The following is a 17,487-nucleotide window of genomic DNA, read 5'->3' as shown; positions in this document are numbered from 1 at the left end:
CAGACCGACAGATCCCGTTGAAGACCCGAGGTCAGTCAGAGGGTGGGTCAGGACTGGCGGGAGGTGCTCACCTACATCATCTCTGTCAGCGGGTGGGTCAGCGGCTGAAGAACGCGAAGGTGCGGGCCTGCTCCTCCGGGGTGCCCATCGGGATGATCGTCAGGTCGGTGGCGCCGGCCGACGCGAACCTCTCGACGCCCTGCTCCACCTCGCTCTCGTCCCCGGCGATGAGCAGCTCGTGCACGCCCGACAGGCCCTGCCGGTCGAGCACGGCGCGGTAGGAGGCGAAGTCGCCGGCGAAGCCCATCTGCGCCTGAAGCTCGCCGCGCACCCGGTCGGGGTCGGAGGTGATGCAGACCATGGTGGAGGCGACCACGCGCGGCGCGGGCCGGCCGGCCGCCTCGGCGGCGGCGGTGATGCGGGGCACGATGTAGTCGCCGACGAGCGGGGCGCCCACCCAGGTGAGGATCGTGCCGTCCGCCAGCTCGCCGGCGACGCGCAGCATCACGGGGCCGAGCGCGGAGATCAGCACGGGCGGGGGCTCGGCGCCGGGCGCGGGGATCTGGCCGGTGACCGACAGCGTCTCGCCCTGGAAGTCGACGGGCTCGCCGCGCAGCAGCGGGCGCAGGGCGGTGAGGTATTCGCGGACGTGGACGGCCGGGCGCTCGTACGGCACCCCGTACATGGTCTCCACGAAATGCTGGTGGCTCGGGCCCAGGCCGAGGGTGAAGGTGCCGCCGCTGATGGCGTTCGCGGCGAGGGCCTGCTCGGCCATCGCGTACGGGTGCCTGGCGTAGGTGATGGCCACGCCGGTGCCCACCTCCATGCCGGGGTTCAGCCGGCCGGCCAGGCCCGCCACGCTGATCGCGTCGAGCGAGGCATATTGGTTGAAGAAGGCGCTCTCGAACCCGGCCCTGCGGGCGGCGCCCACCTGCTCCAGCAGGGTGTCCAGGTCCGCGCCGCCGGTGGCCAGGGCGATGCCCAGTTTCATGTTGGCGTTCCTAACGTGAAGTGGAGATTCCGGTTCCGCTCTTGGACGGTACACTAACCTGAATCCAGGATTCACGTTGAGGGGATGGACAGATGATGCGGGCCGATGCGCGGCGCAACCGCGAGCGCATCCTGATGACGGCGCTCGAACTGTTCACCGAGCGCGGGCCCGGCGTCTCGATGGAGGAGATCGCCCAGACCGCCGGCCTGGGCGTCGGCACCCTCTACCGCCACTTCCCCGACCGCAGGGCCATGGTGGAGGAGCTGGCGGAGATCACGCTGGAGGGGCTGCGGACGCACATCCGCAGCCGGCTGGAGGAGCAGCCGGAGACGTACTGGGCGCTGCTGCTCGACGTGAAGAACTACTGCGCCTGGCAGCCGCTGGCGCTGATCGCGTCGCTCGCCGGGTCGGCGCCGGTGCCGCCGTCCTGCGCGAAGCTCTGGGACGAGGTCAGCGAGCTGCTGGCGGAGATCGCCGGGCGGGCGCAGCAGGAGGGCTCGATGCGCCGCGACCTCACTCCCGAGCAGGCCGTGGGCGTGCTGTACGCCACCGTCTGCCGCCCCGCCTCGCGCTTCGACGACCCGCTCACCACGGTCGTCCTCGACGGCCTGCGGGCCACGGCTCCCCAGGAGCCGTAGCCGCCCACCGGCCGGAAACGCTTGAGACGCCGCCGGCGGAGCGGCGCCCGGCTCCTCACGAGCCGGGCCGCTCGCGGGGCGGTCAGCCGGCCGCGCGCCGGATGAGCTCGGCGATCCGCTCCTCAGTGCCGGCGTCGAGCCCCGTCAGCGCGTAGGCCGAGGGCCACATGACGCCGTCGTCGAGGCTCGCGGCGTCGTTGAAGCCGAGGGTCGAGTAGCGGGTCTTGAACTTGGACGAGGGCTGGAAGAAGCAGACGACCTTGCCGTCCCTGGCATAGGCGGGCTGGCCGTACCAGAGCTTGGAGGTCAGGTGCGGCGCGTTCTCCTTGACGATGGCGTGGATGCGCTCGGCCAGCTCCCTGTCGCCCTCGGGGAACTCGGCGATCTTGGCCAGCACGTCCGCCTCGCCGTCGGCCTTGGCCTTCGAGCCGCGCCGCGCCGCCTTCTTCAGCTCCTGCGCGTGCTCCTTCATCGCGGCGCGCTCTTCCTCGGTGAAGCCTTCGTAGCTCGTGGTGCTCTTGGTGGCCATGACAATGGGTCCTTTCCGAACAGATATGAAAAGTGAGGAACAGTATGGAGGCTCAGCCCCACGCGCCCGCGATCTGACGGGTGCTCGCGTTGAGCCGGTTGAACAGGTTGGTGACGCCGACCATCAGGATGATCGCGGCGAGCTGCTTCTCGTCGAAGTAGGTGGCGGCGCGGTCCCAGACCTCGTCGCTCACCGCGTCGGCCTGATCGGCCAGCCGCGTGGCGGCCTCGGCCAGCGCGAGCGCGGCCCGCTCCTCGTCGGTGAAGTACGGCGCCTCCCGCCAGGCGGCGACCGTGGCCAGCCGGTCCTCGTCCACCCCGGCCTTGCGGGCGGTCTTCACACCGGCGTCGACGCAGGCGCTGCACCCGTTGATCTGGCTGGCCCGCAGGTGCACCAGCTCCAGCGTGGTCGCGTCAACGCCGCCGGAGTGCACGGCCTTGAACAGCGCCTGGATGCCGTCGGTCGCGCCGGGGAGGACGAAGGCGGGGTTCTTCATTCGGGGCTGCATGGTGGTTCCTTTCCTGCTGCCGGCCCCGTCGGCCGGGGCGATGACTCCATCACAGCCGTACCGGCGTCCCGGCACGATGCCCGTGGGACACCGTGGGACAGCCGCGACGGCGTTGGCCTGCGGAGATCCGTTCCGCTAGATTTGCCGCGCGATGGGACAGAAAGGCGGTCATACGGTGCATCAGCGGACGGCGGCGGACCCCAGGGACGAGCTGGCCGCCCGGCTGCGGCTCATCCAGGAGTTGTCCAAGCGGGGCGTGCGCGCGCTCGCCCGCGACACCGGGCTCAGCTCCTCGTCACTGTCGCGCTACCTCTCCGGCCAGTCGGTGCCGCCGTGGCCCGCCGTGGTGGAGCTGTGCCGGCTGGTCAAGCGCGACCCGCGCCAGCTCCGGCCGCTGTGGGAACGCGCCACCAGCCCGCTGCCCGCCCCGCCGAAGGCCACCCGCCAGGTGCACCCGCCCGCGCCGCCCGCCGGCGCCGCGCACCCGCCGCGCAACGACCTGCCGCGCGACGTGCCCGACTTCACCGGGCGGCAGGAGCAGCTGGCCGCCGTGCTCGCCGCCGTGGACGCCGGCCGGGTGGTCTCCATCGACGGCATGGCGGGCGTCGGCAAGACCTGCCTCGCGGTGCACGCCGCGCACCGGCTCGCCGCCGGCTATCCGGACGCCCAGCTCTACATCGACCTGCACGGCTTCACCGAAGGGCGCGAGCCGCTCGGCCCCGACCCCGCGCTGCGCACGCTGCTGTCCGCGCTCGGCGTCGCCTCGGAGAAGATCCCGCAGGAGGGCGGCATCGAGCCGCTGGCGGCCTGCTGGCGGGCCGAGCTGGCCGGGCTGCGCGCGGTCGTGGTGCTCGACAACGCCGCCGACGCCGAGCAGGTACGCCCGCTGCTGCCGGGCGCGGGCCCGTCCGTCGCGCTGGTCACCAGCCGCAACCGGCTGCTGGGCCTGGAGGAGGTGCCGCCGGTCTCGCTCGGCGTGCTGACGCCTGAGGAGAGCGCCGAGCTGCTGGCCCGCGCCAGCGGCGACCCGGCGGGCCCTGACGGGCGGCTGGCCCGCGACCCCGAGTCGGCGGCCGAGGTGCTGCGCATGTGCGGGCACCTGCCGCTGGCGCTGCGGCTGGCCGGCGCGCGGCTGCGGCACCGTCCCGGGTGGACGGTGGGGGTGCTGGCCGAGCGCCTGGCGGAGGGCGGCAGCGAGTTCGACACCGCGCTCGCGATGTCCGTACGCCAGCTCGACCGGGCGCAGCGCCGGCTCTTCCGGCTGCTCGGCCTGCTGTCCGGGTCGTCCTTCGACGAGTACGTGGCCGCCGCGCTGTCCGGCCTCCCGCTGCGCGACGCCCGCACGATGCTGGAGGACCTGCTGGACGCCCACCTCGTCCAGCAGCCCGCGGCCGGCCGCTACACTCTGCACGACCTGGTGCACCAGCACGCGCGAAGGGCCTGCGAGGAGCAGGACTCCTCCGCCGACCGGCGGCAGGCGCTGCGCCGGCTGCTCGACTACTACGTGCACGCGGCCGCCGCCGCCGACGCGGCCATGCCGTACGCCTCCGGCAGCCGCCCCGCCACCGCGGGCCCGGCCCCGGCCGCGCTGCCCCCCTTCACCGGCAAGCACGCCGCGCTCGCCTGGTTCACCGCCGAGTACCCCAACCTGATGGGCGCCTTCGAGCTGGCGATCGCCACCGGCGCCGACGCCCACGCCTGCGAGCTGCCGCGCTTCATGCGCGCGTACTTCGCCCGCCGCTGCGGCACGACCCACCTCAACCTGCTGTTCGAGCGGACGGTGCCGGCCGCCGAGCGGCTGGGCGATCCGTGGCAGCTCGCCGAGGCGCACAGCGACCTGGGCTTCGCCCGCTACAACGCGGGCCGGATGGCGGAGTCGGCGGCCGCGTACGAGGCGGCGGCGCCCCTGGTGGCGCAGGCGGGCGACCTGCGCTCCCAGGCCGACCTGCTCATGCGCCGCGGCTACCTCAGCTGGGAGGACGGCAGGGGCGACCCGCCGCTCACGCTGTTCGGGCAGGCCCGCGAGCTGTATGAGCGGGCGGGCTGCGCCGAGGGCGCGGCGCACGCGACCGCGTACGAGGCGTGGGCGATGCTCCAGCTCGGCCACCGCGAGGAGGCCGCGAGACGGGCCCGCGAGGTGCTGGCGGTCGCCTACGACGACCCCGCATGGCCGGCCGGGCTGACCGCGCTGATCACGCTCGGCATGGCCCTGGCAGACGAGCGGCCCGACGAGGCCGCCGAGCACCTGCGCCGCGCGCTCGACCTGGCCCGGGGCGACGGTCACCGGCACAACGAGGCGTGGTGCCTCAACTGCCTGGGCGTCGCGCTGCGCCGCATGGGACGCCACGAGGAGGCGCTGGCCAGCCACCGGCAGGCGTTCGCGCTGCTGGACGAGCTGTTCGAGGAGCAGTGGAAGGTGCACTTCCTCGACGGGTACGGCGAGACCTGCCGGCAGGCCGGGCTGCCCGGCGAGGCGCTGCGGCTGCACCGCCAGGCGCTCGACCTGGCCGCGCGGATGGGCCACCGGCACAAGGAGGCGCTGGCCCACGAGGGCATCGCGGCCGTGCTGGCGGACAGCGATCCGGCCGCCGCGGCCGAGCACCGCGCGGCGAGTGAGGCGATCAGGCAGGACCTCGACCTTGGCGCCTGAGTCACCTCGGGGACTCTGTACCGTACGGAAGCCGCGACCTAGGGTGAAGGGCGGCCCTGCCGGTAACGACCGCGTAGCGAGGGAGCGTCATGACCGCGCCTGTCAACACGCCCGACATCCTCTCCCCGGAGTTCATGGCCGACCCGTACTCCGCCTACCGCGTCCTGCGGAACGAGGCGCCACTGCTGTGGCACGAGGGAATCCAGAGCTACATCATCTCGAGGTACGAGGACGTCGAGCGTGCCTTCAAGGACGAGGTGTTCACCACCGCCAACTACGACTGGCAGCTGGAGCCCGTACACGGGCGCACGTTCCTGCAGATGAGCGGCCGCGAGCACGCGGTGCGCCGGGCACTGGTGGTGCCCGCGTTCCGCGGCGCCGAGCTGCGCCGCACGTTCCTGCCGGTCATCGAGCGCAACGCGCGCGAGCTCATCGACGGCTTCCGGCACGCGGGCGAGGCGGACCTGGTGGCGCAGTTCGCCACCCGCTTCCCCATCAACGTCATCGTCGACATGCTCGGCCTCGACAAGGCCGACCACGACCGCTTCCACGCCTGGTACACCTCGATCATCGCCTTCCTCGGCAACCTCAGCCAGGACCCTGGCGTCACCGAGCGAGGGCTGCGCACCCGTGAGGAGTTCGCCGCGTACATGATCCCGATCGTCCGGCAGCGGCGCTCCCGGCTGGGCGACGACCTGCTGTCCACGCTGTGCCGGGCGGAGATCGACGGCACCAGGATGAGCGACGAGGACATCAAGGCGTTCTGCAGCCTGCTGCTGACCGCCGGGGGCGAGACCACCGACAAGGGCATCGCCAGCCTGTTCGCGCAGCTGCTGCGCCATCCCGACCAGCTCGAAGCGGTGCGGCGCGACCGGAGCCTGATCGCGCGGGCGTTCGCCGAGACGCTGCGCCACTCGCCGCCGGTCCACATGATCATGCGGCAGCCGGCCCAGGACGTGAAGCTGAGCGGCGGGGTGGTGCCCGCGGGCAGCACGGTGACGTGCCTGATCGGCGCCGCCAACCGGGACGAGGAGCACTACGCCGATCCCGACGCGTTCGACATCTTCCGCCGCGAGCTGGAGGAGTCGACCGCGTTCTCGGCCGCCGCCACGCACCTGGCGTTCGCCTTAGGGAGGCACTTCTGCGTGGGCGCGCTGCTGGCCAAGACCGAGGTCGAGGTGGCGGCGAACCAGCTTCTCGACGCCATGCCCGGCCTGCGGCTCGCCGGCGACTCCGAGCCGGGCGAGCAGGGCGTCTTCACCCGCGGCCCGGCCTCGCTGCGGGTCCGCTTCACCCCCGCCGCCTGACGAGCGCCGTCTGACGAGCGCCGCCTGATCAGGCGGCGCCGGGCGGTGCTACGCGCCGCGCCGCCCGGCCGCCGCCGGCACCAGCGGCAACGTCGGCGTGAACACCACCGGCAGCCCGAACAGCCCGCGCATCCACAGCGACGGCCGCCACCGCAGGTCTTTGGCCGCCACCGCCAGCGTCACGTCGGGCAGCCGGTCCAGCAGCACCTCCACGGCCGTCCGCGCGATGATCTCGGCCAGCTCCGGCGCCGGGAACGGGCAGCCGTGCTCGCCGTGCCCGAACGACATGTGCGCCCGGTTGGTGGTGGAGTCGCCGTGGGTGCCCGGCTGCACGTTCGGGTCGGTGTTGGCCGCCGAGAAGCCCAGCACCAGCAGGTCGCCCTTACGGATGCGGCGCCCGCCGAGGTTGCAGTCCTGCACCGCCCAGCGGCCGATGAAGTTCTGGGTGGGGGTGTCCTTCCACAGCACCTCGTTGAGCGCCTGCGCGGCGCTGCTGCGCCCGCCCTGCAGCGTGACCGAGAACTCGTCGTCGACCAGCATCAGCCGCAGCGTGTTGCCGATCCAGTTGCTGGTGGGCGCCTGCGCGGCGGCCATCACCACGAGCAGGTCGATGACGATCTCGTCGTCCGACAGCCGGGCCGGGTGGGCGAGCAGCGCCGACGGCACGTCGGGGCCTGGGCGGGCGTGCTTGTCGGCGACGAGCTGCGCCATCCTGGCGTGCAGGCGCTGGTGGGCGGTGACGGCGTTGTCGCCGACGTCGAGGGAGTCGAAGACGTCCTGCACGAGCGCCGGGATGTCGCCGTCGGGCAGGCCGTACAGGCGGGCCACGATGCGGGCGGGGATCTCGTAGGCGTACTGGGTGATCAGGTCGGCGCGGCCGTCGCCGGCGAAGGCGTCGATCAGCCGGTCGGCGACCTGCTCGCAGGTGGCGATCAGGTCGATGCGGTTGACCGCGTCGAGCGCGTCGCCGATGGCGCCGGCCCGCCGCTGGTGCTCGCCGCCTTCCGCGTACATGACCGAGGGGGTCCAGCCGACGTACGGCATCAGCGGCCAGTCGGCGGGCAGCCGGTCGTAGATGTTCCAGCGGCGGCAGTCGCGGCCGAACCACTGCGGGTTGGCCGTGATGTGGTGCACCTCCCGGTAGCCCAGCACGAACCAGGCCGGCAGGTCGCCGTCGAGCAGCACCGGCACGACGTTGCCCTGCCGGCGCAGCTGCTGGTAGAGCGTGCCGGGGTCCTCGGCGATGGCCGGCCCGTACAGCCGCACGGCGTCGGCGTGCTCGGGGTGGCCGGCGGCGAGCACCGGGTCGGCGCGGTGGCCGGTGGACGGGTAATGCTCGGGCGGGGAAAGGTCGGTCACGGCGTGCTCTTTCTCGGCGATGGGGCATGCCGGCACAGCAGGTGCCGGACGAGGGTGATCAGGACGTTCTTGCACGATTCGCGGTCGCGGGCGTCGCAGTCGAGCAGCGGCACCTCGGCGGGCAGCGTCAGCGCGTCGCGGATGCGGTCGAGCCCCGGGCCCGGCCCGAACCGGTTGACGGCCACCACGAACGGCGCGCGGTGGGCTTCGAGCCGGTCGATGGAGTACCACGAGTCCTCCAGCCGGCGGGTGTCGGCCAGCACGACCGCGCCCAGGCTGCCGCTGAACAGCTGGTCCCACAGGAACCAGAACCGCTGCTGGCCGGGCGCGCCGAACAGGTAGAGCACCCGGTGCGCGTCGAGCGTGATGCGGCCGAAGTCGAAGGCCACCGTGGTGGAGCGCTTGCCGGTGACCCGGCTGACGTCGTCGATGCCGGCCGCGGCCTGCGTCATGATCTCCTCGGTGCTGAGCGGCCTGATCTCGCTCACGGCGCCGACCATGGTGGTCTTGCCCACGCCGAACCCGCCGACGATCACGATCTTGAACGCGTGGGTCGCGGTGGCCGGCAGCGACGTGCCGGGCTCGTCAAAGGTTGCGGAGTCCAATGAGCACCTGCTCCAGGGTTGCGATGTCGGGGACCGAGGCCCGCGCCGCGACCGGGTGACGGGCGGTGATGTGGCCGCTGTCCAGCAGGTCGCACAGCAGGATCTTCACCACGCTGACCGGCAGGGCGAGCCGGGCGGAGATCTCCACCACGGCCACCGGCCGCCGGGCCATCCGCAGGATCCGTACGTGCTCCGACTGCATCCCGGGCCGGGGGTCGCCTTCGGCGACGATGAGGGTGACCGTGTCGAACGCGTCGGTGCCCGCGTGCGCGCGGCCCCCGGTGATGGTGTAGAGCCGGTCGGGGATCTCCTTGTCCAGCGCGCGCCCGCGCCCGGCGGCTGCGCCCGGTGCGCGGCGCTGCCGAGGGACGGGGCCGCCGGGGCCTGGCTCCCCCGGCCGGTACGGGCCAGGGCCGTCAGGGCCGGGCGGGCGGCGTTCGGTCATGCGTGACCGCCCTTGTGCGCGGGCTCGCGTGGCGGCGCGGTGAGCAGCCGGCCGATCTGCTCGACCACCTCGTTCATGTTGTGCGCCACCACGCCGACGTCGGCGTCGTCGCTCGCCACCACGGCGAGGTGCGCCCCCTCACCGGCCGGCACGACCACGAGCATGCCGCCGCCGAACTCCAGCAGCGCCTGCCCGAACCCGCTGCGGTCGCCGAACTCGCCCGAGGCGGCCAGCCCGAGGCTCTGGATGCCGGCGGCGATGGCGGCGAGCTGGTCGGCCTGGTCGGGATGGAGGCCGGGCGCGCCGGACATCGCCAGTCCGTCGCGCGACAGCACCAGCACGTGCCTGATCCCTGGGGTGTTGTCGCGCAGGTCGCCCAGGAACCAGCCGAGGTCGTGCTCGGCGGCACTCAAGGAATCTCTGGAGCTCATCGGTACGGCGGGGCTCGCGGGCGTGCCCCTTGCCTCCCATCGGTGATCGCGGCTGCGGGGAAGAGGTCAGGGTGGTGTGCCCGGTACGGCGGGTCGTCACGTCAGGTCGTCGTCCGCCGGGGACGTCCGCTGCCTGCGGAAGGCGGCCAGCCGGTCGGCGGCGGCCCGCGGGTCGCGCATCCGCGCCGGCGGCTGCGCGGGCAGCGGCTGCGCGGTGGCGAGGGTGCCGCCGCGCGGCCTCTTCGGCAGGTACGCGTCCGGCCCTTCGCCAGGTGGCGGCGCGGCGTGCCGGGCGGGCACGGGCTCTTCGGCGCGCGGGTCGAGGCGGCCCGGCGCGTCGTCGTCGACCGGCGGGTAGACGACGAGCCGGCGGGCGATCAGGACCACCACGCCGATGCCGCCCCTGGCCGACGGGCGGAAGCTGACCGTCAGCCCGTATTTGCCGGCCAGGCGGCCCACCACGGCGAGGCCGAGCCGGGTGCCCGACAGCGTGGTCAGGTCGAGGGGGCGGCTGATCAGGCTCTCGGCCAGGCGGCGCTCGCGGGTGCGCATGCCGAGGCCGCTGTCCTCGATGGTGACCACCACGCCGGCGTCCTCCTCCTCGACGTACACGTGCACGGCGGTGCCGGGCGGCGAGAACTTGGCGGCGTTGTCGATCAGCTCGGCGAGCGCGTGGATGACGCCCTCGGCGGCGTAGCCGACGACCGCGGCGGTGCTGGTGGAGTGGAGCTGGACGCGGCGGAAGGCGCCGATGCGGCCGGCCGCGCCGCGCAGCACGCTCTCCATGGAGATGGGCTTGGTCCAGCGGCGCCCGGAACGCCCGCCGCTCAGCAGCGCGATGTTGTCGGCCAGGCGGCCCATCTGGGAGATGCGGTGGTCCATCTCCAGCAGGTGGGCGAAGACGGCCTCGTGCTCGCCGTACTCGTCCTCCAGCTCGCGCAGCCGGCCCAGCAGGCCGGTCACCTGCGCCTGGATGCGGGCGGCGGCCTCGGCGCAGGACGCCATCGCGGCGACGCCCTGGCGGTTGCCGTCCTCCAGTTCGCGGGCGATCTCCTCCCACAGCCGCTGCACGGCCTTCTGGCTGGGCTGCAACTCGTCGGGCAGCGCCGGCTCGCCCACGCCCTTGCCCGCGTGCAGCCGGGCGAGCAGGGCGGGCAGCTGCTCGTCCGCCAGCCTGCCCAGCTCGGCCTCCATGGCCGTGCACGCGGCCACGGCGGCGGCCCGCCGCTGCCGCTCCCCCTCCACGGTCTGCGCCAGCGACTGCACCAGCGCCTGAGTGGCCGGGTGGGACGGCTGGCCCATCTCGGCGAGCACCCCTGGCACGGTCGCGCCGTTCCTGATGCGGTGGCCGAGCGCGGGCAGGATCTCGTGCGTCAGGCGTTCAAGCTCCTCCTGAAGCAGGCTCGTGGCGGCGTCGGTACGGCGTAGCCGGTCGCGCGACTCGCGTGCGGTCGTCGAGCAATAGGCGGCGACGGCCACCGCGATCGAGAACAGCGCGACGGCGCCGCCGCTGCCCACTCCCACGAGCGTCTTGCCTTCCGCGGGGATCCGGGTGATGAGCCAGCCGCAGGCGGTGCTGGAAATGAGCGCCGCCGCGAGAAAGTACAGCAGGGCCCGCCCCATGGGCGAGGTCTGGAACCGCGGGCGTTTGGAGGCGTGTACTGACATCAATCAGGTCCTCGTGGGGTGTTGACGGCCAGGCACCGCAGGCGCATCGACCTGCCGATGCGGGGGGCGGCAAGCCTTTTCCGGGATGTGCCGCGCGGTACTGTCCGCACGGGATCAGGTACAAACCGTAGCATCCCTGCAAATGGCGTGGACCCCTTAACGGCATTTCCGCCACGCCAATCCCAGGGAATGCATCATCGACGAATATCATTCACATTCCCCGCCATTCCCCACGCCTTCGACAGCGTTTATGAATATCTTTCGCCTTCCCCTCGCAGGGGCCCTTAGGAGAACGTCATTCCGGATATTTCGGGCATTTCTGCCAAGATCATTCACTTCTTGGCGAAAATCGTGTCAATTGGCGGGCGTGGCTGGTGTGAGCCTTGGTGCTTCCGGGAACAACACCGTGCGGCGCCGCCCCTCTGCTCACGCACGGGAAGGGGGCGGCGCCAAACCCCCTTCTCACGCGCACATCCGCACCACGGCGCCCACCCGCTCCCACCTGGGCGAGTCTTGACAGAGACCTAGTCGTGACCTTTTCGTTACCGATTTTGGGTGATTGACGGGTGTTTTGCGGGCATCCTTGATCTCGAAGTCCAGCAGAGGGCTTCGTCACACGCGAATGAAGCGTGCCTCTGCCTGGGCTTTTTGTGTTCTCAGGCGAGGCCGCCGCACCTTCTGGAGCAGCAGATGCCCGTCCTGAACCCCGCACTCGAGCAGTTCACCGCCGAAGAGCTCCTCGCCGAGCTGGCCGACCCCCAGATCTCCGAACTGCACGCCGTCCGCATTCGCGAGCGCCTGGTGGAGATGCACGAGGGACTGGTCAACGAGGTCACCCGCCGCTACCGCTACCGCGGTGAGCCGATGGAGGACCTGCGCCAGGCCGCGTACGTGGGCCTGATGAAGGCCGTCAACGGTTACGACCCCGAGCTCGGCCACGAGTTCAGGGGCTACGCCATGATCACGATGATGGGCGAGGTCAAGCGCCACTTCCGCGACCGTACGTGGGCCATCAGGGTGCCGCGCGTCTACCAGGAGCGGCGCATCGAGCTCAACAAGGCGACCGCCGAGCTGACCCAGACCCTCGGCCACTCCCCGACCGTGGCCGACCTGGCCGCGAAGATGGGCATCTCGGAGGAGGACGTCCTGCTCGCCCTGGAGGCCTCCACCGCGTACAGCACGCTCTCGCTGGACGCCCCCGTCAACAACGGCGACGACGACGCGGCCGAGCTGAGCGACTTCCTGCCCGCGCAGGACGAGTCGCTCAACACCCTGCTCGACAAGCACGCGGTCAAGCCGCTCATCGACGCGCTGCCGGCCCGCGAGAAGAACATCCTGCTCATGCGCTTCTACGGCAACATGACGCAGTCGGAGATCGCCAAGGAGTTCGGCATCTCCCAGATGCACGTCTCCCGCATCCTGCGGGCCGTGCTGACCCAGCTGCGCACGGCCCTGTCGGAGTGAGCGCGCCGGCGTCCAGAAGTCAGAAGGTGAAGCCGCCAGGGCGGCCGTTGCGGTCGGCGATCAGCCCCGCCACGGTCGCCAGGGCGATCTCGGGAGGGGTGCGCGAGCCGATGTTGAGCCCGATCGGCCGGTGCACCCTGGCGATCTCCTCCGGCGCCACGCCCAGCTCGGTCAGCGCCCGTACGTGCGGGCCCTCGTGGCGCGGGCTGCCCATGATCCCGATCCACCGGGCCGGGGACTTGAGCAGGTCGCGCAGCACGGGCCCGATCTCGTCGCGGTGGTGGTCGGTGAGCACGACGTCGCAGGTGGCGTCGATGACGTCGTCCAGCCGGGCCACCGCGGGACGGTCGCCGGGATGCCGCCCCGGGTCGGGCTCGAAGAGCACCGTACGGAAGCCCAGCTCGTCCCCGAACCGCAGCAGATGCCCGGCCACGGGGGAGGCGAAGACGGCGACCAGCGTCCGGCCGGCCTCCGCCGCGGGGCTCGCGCCGTGGGCGACGTCGCAAGCCGGGTCCTCGTCGTGGATGTGCGTCATACCGGCAGTCTGACACGAGGCACGCGGCCAGGGGAGGCCGCTCAGCCCGGGGTGTCGCCTCCGGGTGGGTTCACGCGTTCCAGCCGGGTCCAGCCGGTCCAGCCGCGCCGCTTGAGCAGCTCGATCAGCCGGCGGGCGGGCGGCGCCGCGTCGAAGGCCAGCGTGTCCATCAGATGGACGAGCTGCGGTTCGAGCCCGCCCTCGCCGAGATGCTCGGCCCCCTGTTCGTCTGCCAGCTCGGCGATGAACCCGGCCAGCTCGTCGGCCACCGCGACCAGCCGGGGATCGTCGCCGGTGTGATCGAGCGCCTTGCCCAGGGCGAGGTAGAAGCCGATGAGCCGGGGATCGGCGAGCTGTTCGTGCTTGCGCGCCGTCCACCGCTCGACCCGTTCCGGTGAGTGCGCGGCCAGCAGGATCCAGCCGTCGCGCTCGACCTGCACGATCCGCTCGTCCACGCCGAGCGCCCGCAACCGGTCGAGGACGGCCACCACCCCGGCCGGCAGCGCCAGGCTGTCGCCCGCCGCCAGCCGGGCGATTCGCTCGCGGTGCCGCTGCCGCTGCCTGATCTCGGCGCGCAGCCGCCGGTCGATGTCGGCGACCGCCGCGGCGAACTCCTCGTCGCCGGCCCGCAGCAGCTCGCGTACGCGGGCCAGCGGCACCCCCGCCTCGGCCAGCGTCCTGATCCTGATCAGCTCGACCACGGCGGCGGCGTCGTACCTGCGGTAGCCGGAGCGGTCGCGGCGCGGCTCCGGCAGCAGGCCCTTGGCGTGGTAGTGGCGCACGGCCCGCACGGTCACCCCCGCGTACGAAGCCAGCTCACCGATGGTCAGCATCCGGCCAGTCTCCCATCACCCGATTCTGCGGGCCGCCCGCATGCCGGTGTAGACGTACGGGGTGCCGTCGGGCAGCGTGCCGAACACCAGCGGCAGCCACGGCACGGCGACCGGCCCGAGCCCCGGCATGGCGAGCACGGTGTCCGACACCGGCACCAGGTCGGCCTCGATCGGCTCGGCGAAGCCGGCGTTGCCGCCGGTGAGCTGCCAGCGCACGCGCGGCCGCCCGTCCCGCTCGATGATCGTGATGCGCACGCCGGCCCGCTCGTACGTGCCGGTCAGCGGCCCCACCTCGACCTCGGCCGGGTCCGGATCGGGCGCGAACAGGCCGGGCATCCGCACCCCCGCCAGCTCGCCGAGCAGTTCCCGGAACAGGCCGGCGAACAGCTCGCCCGCCCGGCCCCCGTTCGTCAGCAGCGCGGCGGCGACCCCGCTGCCGGGCACCACCCGCAGGTAGGAGAACTGGCCGAGCGCCGCCCCGTCGTGGCCGAAGCCGGCGACGCCGTCCCAGTCGTACAGCGCCCACCCGTGCCCCCAGGCGTCGGCCATGAACGACCACGTGTCCAGGCACTCGACGGCCCGGCTGCGCATGAGGGCGGCGGATCCGGCCGACAGCACGGGCGTACCGCCGTCGAGGTGGGCCCGCGCGAACCGGACGAGGTCGCCGGCGGTGGCGAGGACGCGCCCCGACGGCCCCGCAGAGCGGGGCAGCAGGTCCCACACCGGCGCGGGCTCCGGCCAGGCGCCCGGCCCGCCGAGATGGCTCATCGCGGTACGGAAGCGCAGCGCCTCCTCCGGCAGCGTCATCGTGTGCTCCAGGCCGAGCGGCTCCAGCACCTGCTCGCGCAGGGCCGCGTCCCAGGTCTGGCCGGTGAGCACCTCGACGACGCGGCCGAGGAGGGCGTACCCGGTGCTGCTGTAGGAGATGACGGTGCCGGGCGGGCAGTCCTGCCCCGCCTCCGCGCAGGCCGCCACGTAACGGGCGAGGCAGTCGTCGCCGCGGCCGGTGTCAAGCGTGAAGTCTCCGGCGATGCCGCTGGTGTGGGTGAGCAGCTGCCCGATCGTCACGCCGCGCGTGACGTCCGGGTCGGCGACGGCGAAGCCGGGCAGCACGTCGGCCACCCTCGTGTCCAGGCTCAGCAGCCCGGCGTCGGCGAGCTGCAGCACCAGCGTCGCGGTGTAGACCTTGGCGATGGAGCCGGCCTGGAACACCGAGTCGGCGGTCGCCGCCACGCCGGTCCCCCGGTGCAGCACGCCGCTCGCCAGCTCGTGCGGCTCGCCGTCGGCCAGCACGGCGAGCGTCGCGCCCGGCACGTGGTGGCGGGCGCGCAACGTGTCGAGCCGGTCCTGCCAGTACGCGTGATCGAATCCCATGGGGTCCCCCTGATCGTGGTCGTGGTGGCGACCATGGTCGAGGGTTGACGCAGGGTCAGGGTCAACCCTCGAGTTCGGTCAGGTCGTGGTCCAGGAGGATGTCGATGAGCAGGCGGACGGGCAGACCGGCCTCGGTCGGGTAGCGGAAGTGCTGCTCCAGGTTGAGCCGGTAGTGGTTGCGCCGGCCGATGCGCTCGCGCTGCACGTAGCCGGCCTCGTAGAGGTCGGAGACGATGTTCTGGACGGCGCGCTCGGTGATGCCGATCCGCTCGGCGATGTCCCTGAGCCGCATCTCGGGGTCGCGGGAGGTCTCCACCAGCACGCGGGCGTGGTGGGTGAGGAACGTCCAGGTGGACGGCCGGTTGTCCGCGGCGCTCAATGCCTCTCCTGCGACCTCTCCGCCTGGGTGGGGGCGGTACGAGAACCCTTGTGGCAAAGATCTTATGACGAAAAGCCTTTCCTGTAACCGGGTTCGGCCGTAGCGTCGTAGATGGAGGCAGTCGCGCCCGCGTCAGTGCCGTGTTCTCTTGGAGGTTCCCCTTCCGTGTTCGCCGTTCACACTCGTCCCCTCGTCCGCTGAACACCGCCCGCGAGACCGTGGTGTCTCCTCTCACCGTCCACCGCCGGCCCTCGACCTTCGGCGTGCTCATCGCCGTGGCCGGCGAGCTGGACGCCACCAACGCCAACCACCTGGAGTCGTTCGTCGGCCGCGAGCGCATGCCCGGCCGGCCACTCATCCTCGACCTGGACGGGATGACCTTCATGGACAGCACGGGCCTGCACGTGCTGCTGCGGGTGCACGCCGACGTGCGCCAGGAGGGCGGGACCCTGCACCTGGCCGCCGTGCAGAACCTGCCCGCCCGGATACTGCAGATCACCAGGGTGTGGGACATCCTCAACATCCACGCCGACGTGCACGAGGCCGCCATGGCCCTGGCCACCGGACAGCTGCGCCGCCCGTCCTGACGCTAGTGCTGGTGCGGCAGGCCCGACCGGTGCGCGGCGAGCAGGTCGAGCCCGAAGTCGCCGTCGGGGTCGCGCCACACCGAGTGCGCGTGGTTCGCGCCGCGCTGCGTGTTGTCGTACTCGATGAGCAGGCGCGGCCCCGACAGCCGGTAGTAGTGCGGCCGCCCCGGCTCGACGGCGCCCGCCCACCCGAAGCGCACCTGGTCGAGGTGGTCGTCGGCGAGGTAGTGACGCCGGTACGCCGCCGCCACCGGCTCGGGTGCGCGGCCGGTGTAGGCGTCGAGCAGGGCGCGCAGCACCTCGCGCTGACCGGCGGTCAGATCGCCGGCCGGCAGCCCGCGCGGCTCGCGGGTGAGCGCCATCGCCGCGTGGTCGTCCTCGGTGTAGCCGGAGCCGCGCTCGGCGGTCTCGTCGATCCTGGCGGCCTGCGCTGCCAGCCGCGGCTCCCGCCAAGGGCCGCGGAACAGTTCGGGGACGCGGATCATGCGGTCGCCCGGCCGGACGCGGGCGCGGTTGCCCGAGACGATGTCGGAGATCGCGCGCGGGTGCAGCAGGGCCCGTGCCCGCTCCTCGCGGCCCAGGGAGGCCATGAGGTCGCGGGCGAGGTCCTCCGTACCGCCGAGCGGGCGCAGCGTGCCGCCGAGCAGCGGCGCCGTGGCGGGGTCGGCGCCCAGGAACGACGGGGTCGCGGCGGCGATCGTGCCGTCGTGGATCAGAACGTTCACCGACAGGTGGTGGCCGCCCACCCGCCAGCCCCACAGGCGCTCGCCCGGCCGGCCGAAGACGCGCACCCAGTACAGGCCGGGGTCGCGGCCCCGCTCCCTGCCCCAGTCGGTGCCCCAGCCCTCCACCGCGTCGAGCACGTTCTCCAGGCCGATCACGGTGCAGGCCGTGACGTACGCCGGCCGGCTCAGGCCGGTCGCGAGCAGCCGCATGACCAGGCCCTGCCGCCGGGGGTCCAGCTCGTTCAGCGGCACGCCGCCGTGGTCGGTCGGGGTGTAGAACCAGCGGACGCGCTCCTCCTCCACGTCCGGATCGCCGAACGGGGCCAGCATCGCCCTGGCGGCCGGTTCCTGGGGCAGCCCGTCGAGCAACTCGGCCGCGACGGCCGCCATCTCCGCCACCAGCTCGCGTTCGGCGTCCTTCTCTGTCTCCATCGCGTCCATCCTGTCATCAAGCATGAT

18 protein-coding genes are annotated in these 17,487 nt (G+C 72.7%); 5 read left to right on the top strand and 13 right to left on the bottom strand.

The window, feature by feature from the left end:
- Nucleotides 1-97 precede the first annotated feature (97 nt).
- Nucleotides 98-991, bottom strand: a complete 894-nt coding sequence (locus ABZW11_RS42915) for a TIGR03564 family F420-dependent LLM class oxidoreductase (protein ID WP_355431146.1) — start codon at nucleotides 989-991, stop codon at nucleotides 98-100.
- Between the two features lie 92 nt (nucleotides 992-1,083).
- On the opposite strand from ABZW11_RS42915, the gene ABZW11_RS42910 reads away from it, so the two are divergent.
- Entirely contained in the window at nucleotides 1,084-1,629 is a 546-nt protein-coding gene (locus ABZW11_RS42910; RefSeq protein ID WP_355431143.1) for a TetR/AcrR family transcriptional regulator, read from the top strand.
- A gap of 82 nt (nucleotides 1,630-1,711) precedes the next feature.
- Here the strand turns inward: ABZW11_RS42910 and ABZW11_RS42905 are convergent, their stop codons facing one another.
- Nucleotides 1,712-2,158, bottom strand: a complete 447-nt coding sequence (locus tag ABZW11_RS42905) for a DUF1801 domain-containing protein (RefSeq protein ID WP_355431140.1) — start codon at nucleotides 2,156-2,158, stop codon at nucleotides 1,712-1,714.
- A gap of 52 nt (nucleotides 2,159-2,210) precedes the next feature.
- Nucleotides 2,211-2,666, bottom strand: coding sequence for a carboxymuconolactone decarboxylase family protein (locus ABZW11_RS42900; protein WP_355431137.1), 456 nt, complete (start codon nucleotides 2,664-2,666; stop codon nucleotides 2,211-2,213).
- Between the two features lie 175 nt (nucleotides 2,667-2,841).
- Here ABZW11_RS42900 and ABZW11_RS42895 point away from each other — a divergent pair, with 175 nt between their 5' ends.
- Together ABZW11_RS42895 and ABZW11_RS42890 are read left to right on the top strand one after the other, a co-directional pair.
- On the top strand, nucleotides 2,842-5,316 hold the full coding sequence (locus ABZW11_RS42895; RefSeq protein ID WP_355431133.1) for a tetratricopeptide repeat protein: 2,475 nt from the start codon (nucleotides 2,842-2,844) through the stop codon (nucleotides 5,314-5,316).
- Nucleotides 5,317-5,405: 89 nt separating this feature from the next.
- Nucleotides 5,406-6,623, top strand: coding sequence for a cytochrome P450 (locus ABZW11_RS42890; RefSeq protein WP_355431130.1), 1,218 nt, complete (start codon nucleotides 5,406-5,408; stop codon nucleotides 6,621-6,623).
- Nucleotides 6,624-6,671: 48 nt separating this feature from the next.
- On the opposite strand, the gene ABZW11_RS42885 is transcribed toward ABZW11_RS42890, so the two are convergent.
- The 5 genes from ABZW11_RS42885 to ABZW11_RS42865 form a co-directional block, all read right to left on the bottom strand.
- Entirely contained in the window at nucleotides 6,672-7,925 is a 1,254-nt protein-coding gene (locus ABZW11_RS42885; protein WP_355431155.1) for a cytochrome P450, read from the bottom strand.
- Between the two features lie 53 nt (nucleotides 7,926-7,978).
- Nucleotides 7,979-8,587, bottom strand: coding sequence for an ATP/GTP-binding protein (locus tag ABZW11_RS42880; protein WP_355431127.1), 609 nt, complete (start codon nucleotides 8,585-8,587; stop codon nucleotides 7,979-7,981).
- Complete coding sequence (locus tag ABZW11_RS42875) at nucleotides 8,568-8,906, bottom strand: DUF742 domain-containing protein (protein ID WP_355431152.1); 339 nt, start codon at nucleotides 8,904-8,906, stop codon at nucleotides 8,568-8,570. Before ABZW11_RS42875 ends, ABZW11_RS42880 begins: the two co-directional genes overlap by 20 nt.
- 122 nt (nucleotides 8,907-9,028) lie before the next feature.
- Nucleotides 9,029-9,463, bottom strand: coding sequence for a roadblock/LC7 domain-containing protein (locus ABZW11_RS42870; RefSeq protein WP_345405856.1), 435 nt, complete (start codon nucleotides 9,461-9,463; stop codon nucleotides 9,029-9,031).
- Nucleotides 9,464-9,559: 96 nt separating this feature from the next.
- Nucleotides 9,560-11,131: an ATP-binding protein gene (locus ABZW11_RS42865; protein WP_355431124.1), complete on the bottom strand. Its 1,572-nt coding sequence runs from the start codon at nucleotides 11,129-11,131 to the stop codon at nucleotides 9,560-9,562.
- A gap of 690 nt (nucleotides 11,132-11,821) precedes the next feature.
- Between ABZW11_RS42865 and ABZW11_RS42860 the strand changes: the two genes are divergently transcribed.
- Nucleotides 11,822-12,595 (top strand): SigB/SigF/SigG family RNA polymerase sigma factor, encoded by a 774-nt coding sequence (locus tag ABZW11_RS42860; protein WP_355431121.1) that lies wholly within the window; start codon nucleotides 11,822-11,824, stop codon nucleotides 12,593-12,595.
- 19 nt (nucleotides 12,596-12,614) lie between these two features.
- Here ABZW11_RS42860 and ABZW11_RS42855 read toward each other — a convergent pair whose 3' ends face one another.
- From ABZW11_RS42855 to ABZW11_RS42840, 4 genes are all read right to left on the bottom strand, one after another.
- Nucleotides 12,615-13,130 carry an XdhC family protein gene (locus ABZW11_RS42855; protein ID WP_355431118.1) on the bottom strand — a complete coding sequence of 172 codons (516 nt, stop codon included), beginning with the start codon at nucleotides 13,128-13,130 and terminating at the stop codon, nucleotides 12,615-12,617.
- A 41-nt stretch (nucleotides 13,131-13,171) separates the two neighbouring features.
- Nucleotides 13,172-13,963, bottom strand: coding sequence for a MerR family transcriptional regulator (locus ABZW11_RS42850; protein ID WP_355431116.1), 792 nt, complete (start codon nucleotides 13,961-13,963; stop codon nucleotides 13,172-13,174).
- Between the two features lie 15 nt (nucleotides 13,964-13,978).
- A complete protein-coding gene (locus ABZW11_RS42845) occupies nucleotides 13,979-15,337 on the bottom strand; it encodes a serine hydrolase domain-containing protein (RefSeq protein WP_355431113.1) in 1,359 nt (452 codons plus the stop codon).
- A 61-nt stretch (nucleotides 15,338-15,398) separates the two neighbouring features.
- Entirely contained in the window at nucleotides 15,399-15,716 is a 318-nt protein-coding gene (locus ABZW11_RS42840; RefSeq protein WP_355431110.1) for a winged helix-turn-helix domain-containing protein, read from the bottom strand.
- A gap of 221 nt (nucleotides 15,717-15,937) precedes the next feature.
- On the opposite strand from ABZW11_RS42840, the gene ABZW11_RS42835 reads away from it, so the two are divergent.
- Nucleotides 15,938-16,303, top strand: a complete 366-nt coding sequence (locus tag ABZW11_RS42835; RefSeq protein WP_355431107.1) for an STAS domain-containing protein — start codon at nucleotides 15,938-15,940, stop codon at nucleotides 16,301-16,303.
- Between the two features lie 2 nt (nucleotides 16,304-16,305).
- Here ABZW11_RS42835 and ABZW11_RS42830 read toward each other — a convergent pair whose 3' ends face one another.
- Nucleotides 16,306-17,460: a DUF3500 domain-containing protein gene (locus tag ABZW11_RS42830; protein ID WP_355431104.1), complete on the bottom strand. Its 1,155-nt coding sequence runs from the start codon at nucleotides 17,458-17,460 to the stop codon at nucleotides 16,306-16,308.
- Nucleotides 17,461-17,487: the final 27 nt, after the last annotated feature.

Source organism: Nonomuraea sp. NPDC004580, assembly GCF_040609855.1.
In the GTDB taxonomy this organism is placed as follows: Bacteria; Actinomycetota; Actinomycetes; order Streptosporangiales; family Streptosporangiaceae; genus Nonomuraea; species Nonomuraea salmonea.
This window is presented reverse-complemented; position numbering and strand designations above follow the sequence as displayed.

Bases quoted from the DNA above. Each gene is read 5' to 3' on its own strand.
- ABZW11_RS42845 (WP_355431113.1), bottom strand. From the start codon at position 15,337: ATGGGATTCGATCACGCGTACTGGCAGGACCGGCTCGACACGTTGCGC.
- ABZW11_RS42915 (WP_355431146.1), bottom strand. From the start codon at position 991: ATGAAACTGGGCATCGCCCTGGCCACCGGCGGCGCGGACCTGGACACC.
- ABZW11_RS42900 (WP_355431137.1), bottom strand. From the start codon at position 2,666: ATGCAGCCCCGAATGAAGAACCCCGCCTTCGTCCTCCCCGGCGCGACC.
- ABZW11_RS42865 (WP_355431124.1), bottom strand. From the start codon at position 11,131: ATGTCAGTACACGCCTCCAAACGCCCGCGGTTCCAGACCTCGCCCATG.
- ABZW11_RS42860 (WP_355431121.1), top strand. From the start codon at position 11,822: ATGCCCGTCCTGAACCCCGCACTCGAGCAGTTCACCGCCGAAGAGCTC.
- ABZW11_RS42870 (WP_345405856.1), bottom strand. From the start codon at position 9,463: ATGAGCTCCAGAGATTCCTTGAGTGCCGCCGAGCACGACCTCGGCTGG.
- ABZW11_RS42855 (WP_355431118.1), bottom strand. From the start codon at position 13,130: ATGACGCACATCCACGACGAGGACCCGGCTTGCGACGTCGCCCACGGC.
- ABZW11_RS42905 (WP_355431140.1), bottom strand. From the start codon at position 2,158: ATGGCCACCAAGAGCACCACGAGCTACGAAGGCTTCACCGAGGAAGAG.
- ABZW11_RS42850 (WP_355431116.1), bottom strand. From the start codon at position 13,963: ATGCTGACCATCGGTGAGCTGGCTTCGTACGCGGGGGTGACCGTGCGG.
- ABZW11_RS42890 (WP_355431130.1), top strand. From the start codon at position 5,406: ATGACCGCGCCTGTCAACACGCCCGACATCCTCTCCCCGGAGTTCATG.
- ABZW11_RS42910 (WP_355431143.1), top strand. From the start codon at position 1,084: ATGATGCGGGCCGATGCGCGGCGCAACCGCGAGCGCATCCTGATGACG.
- ABZW11_RS42830 (WP_355431104.1), bottom strand. From the start codon at position 17,460: ATGGAGACAGAGAAGGACGCCGAACGCGAGCTGGTGGCGGAGATGGCG.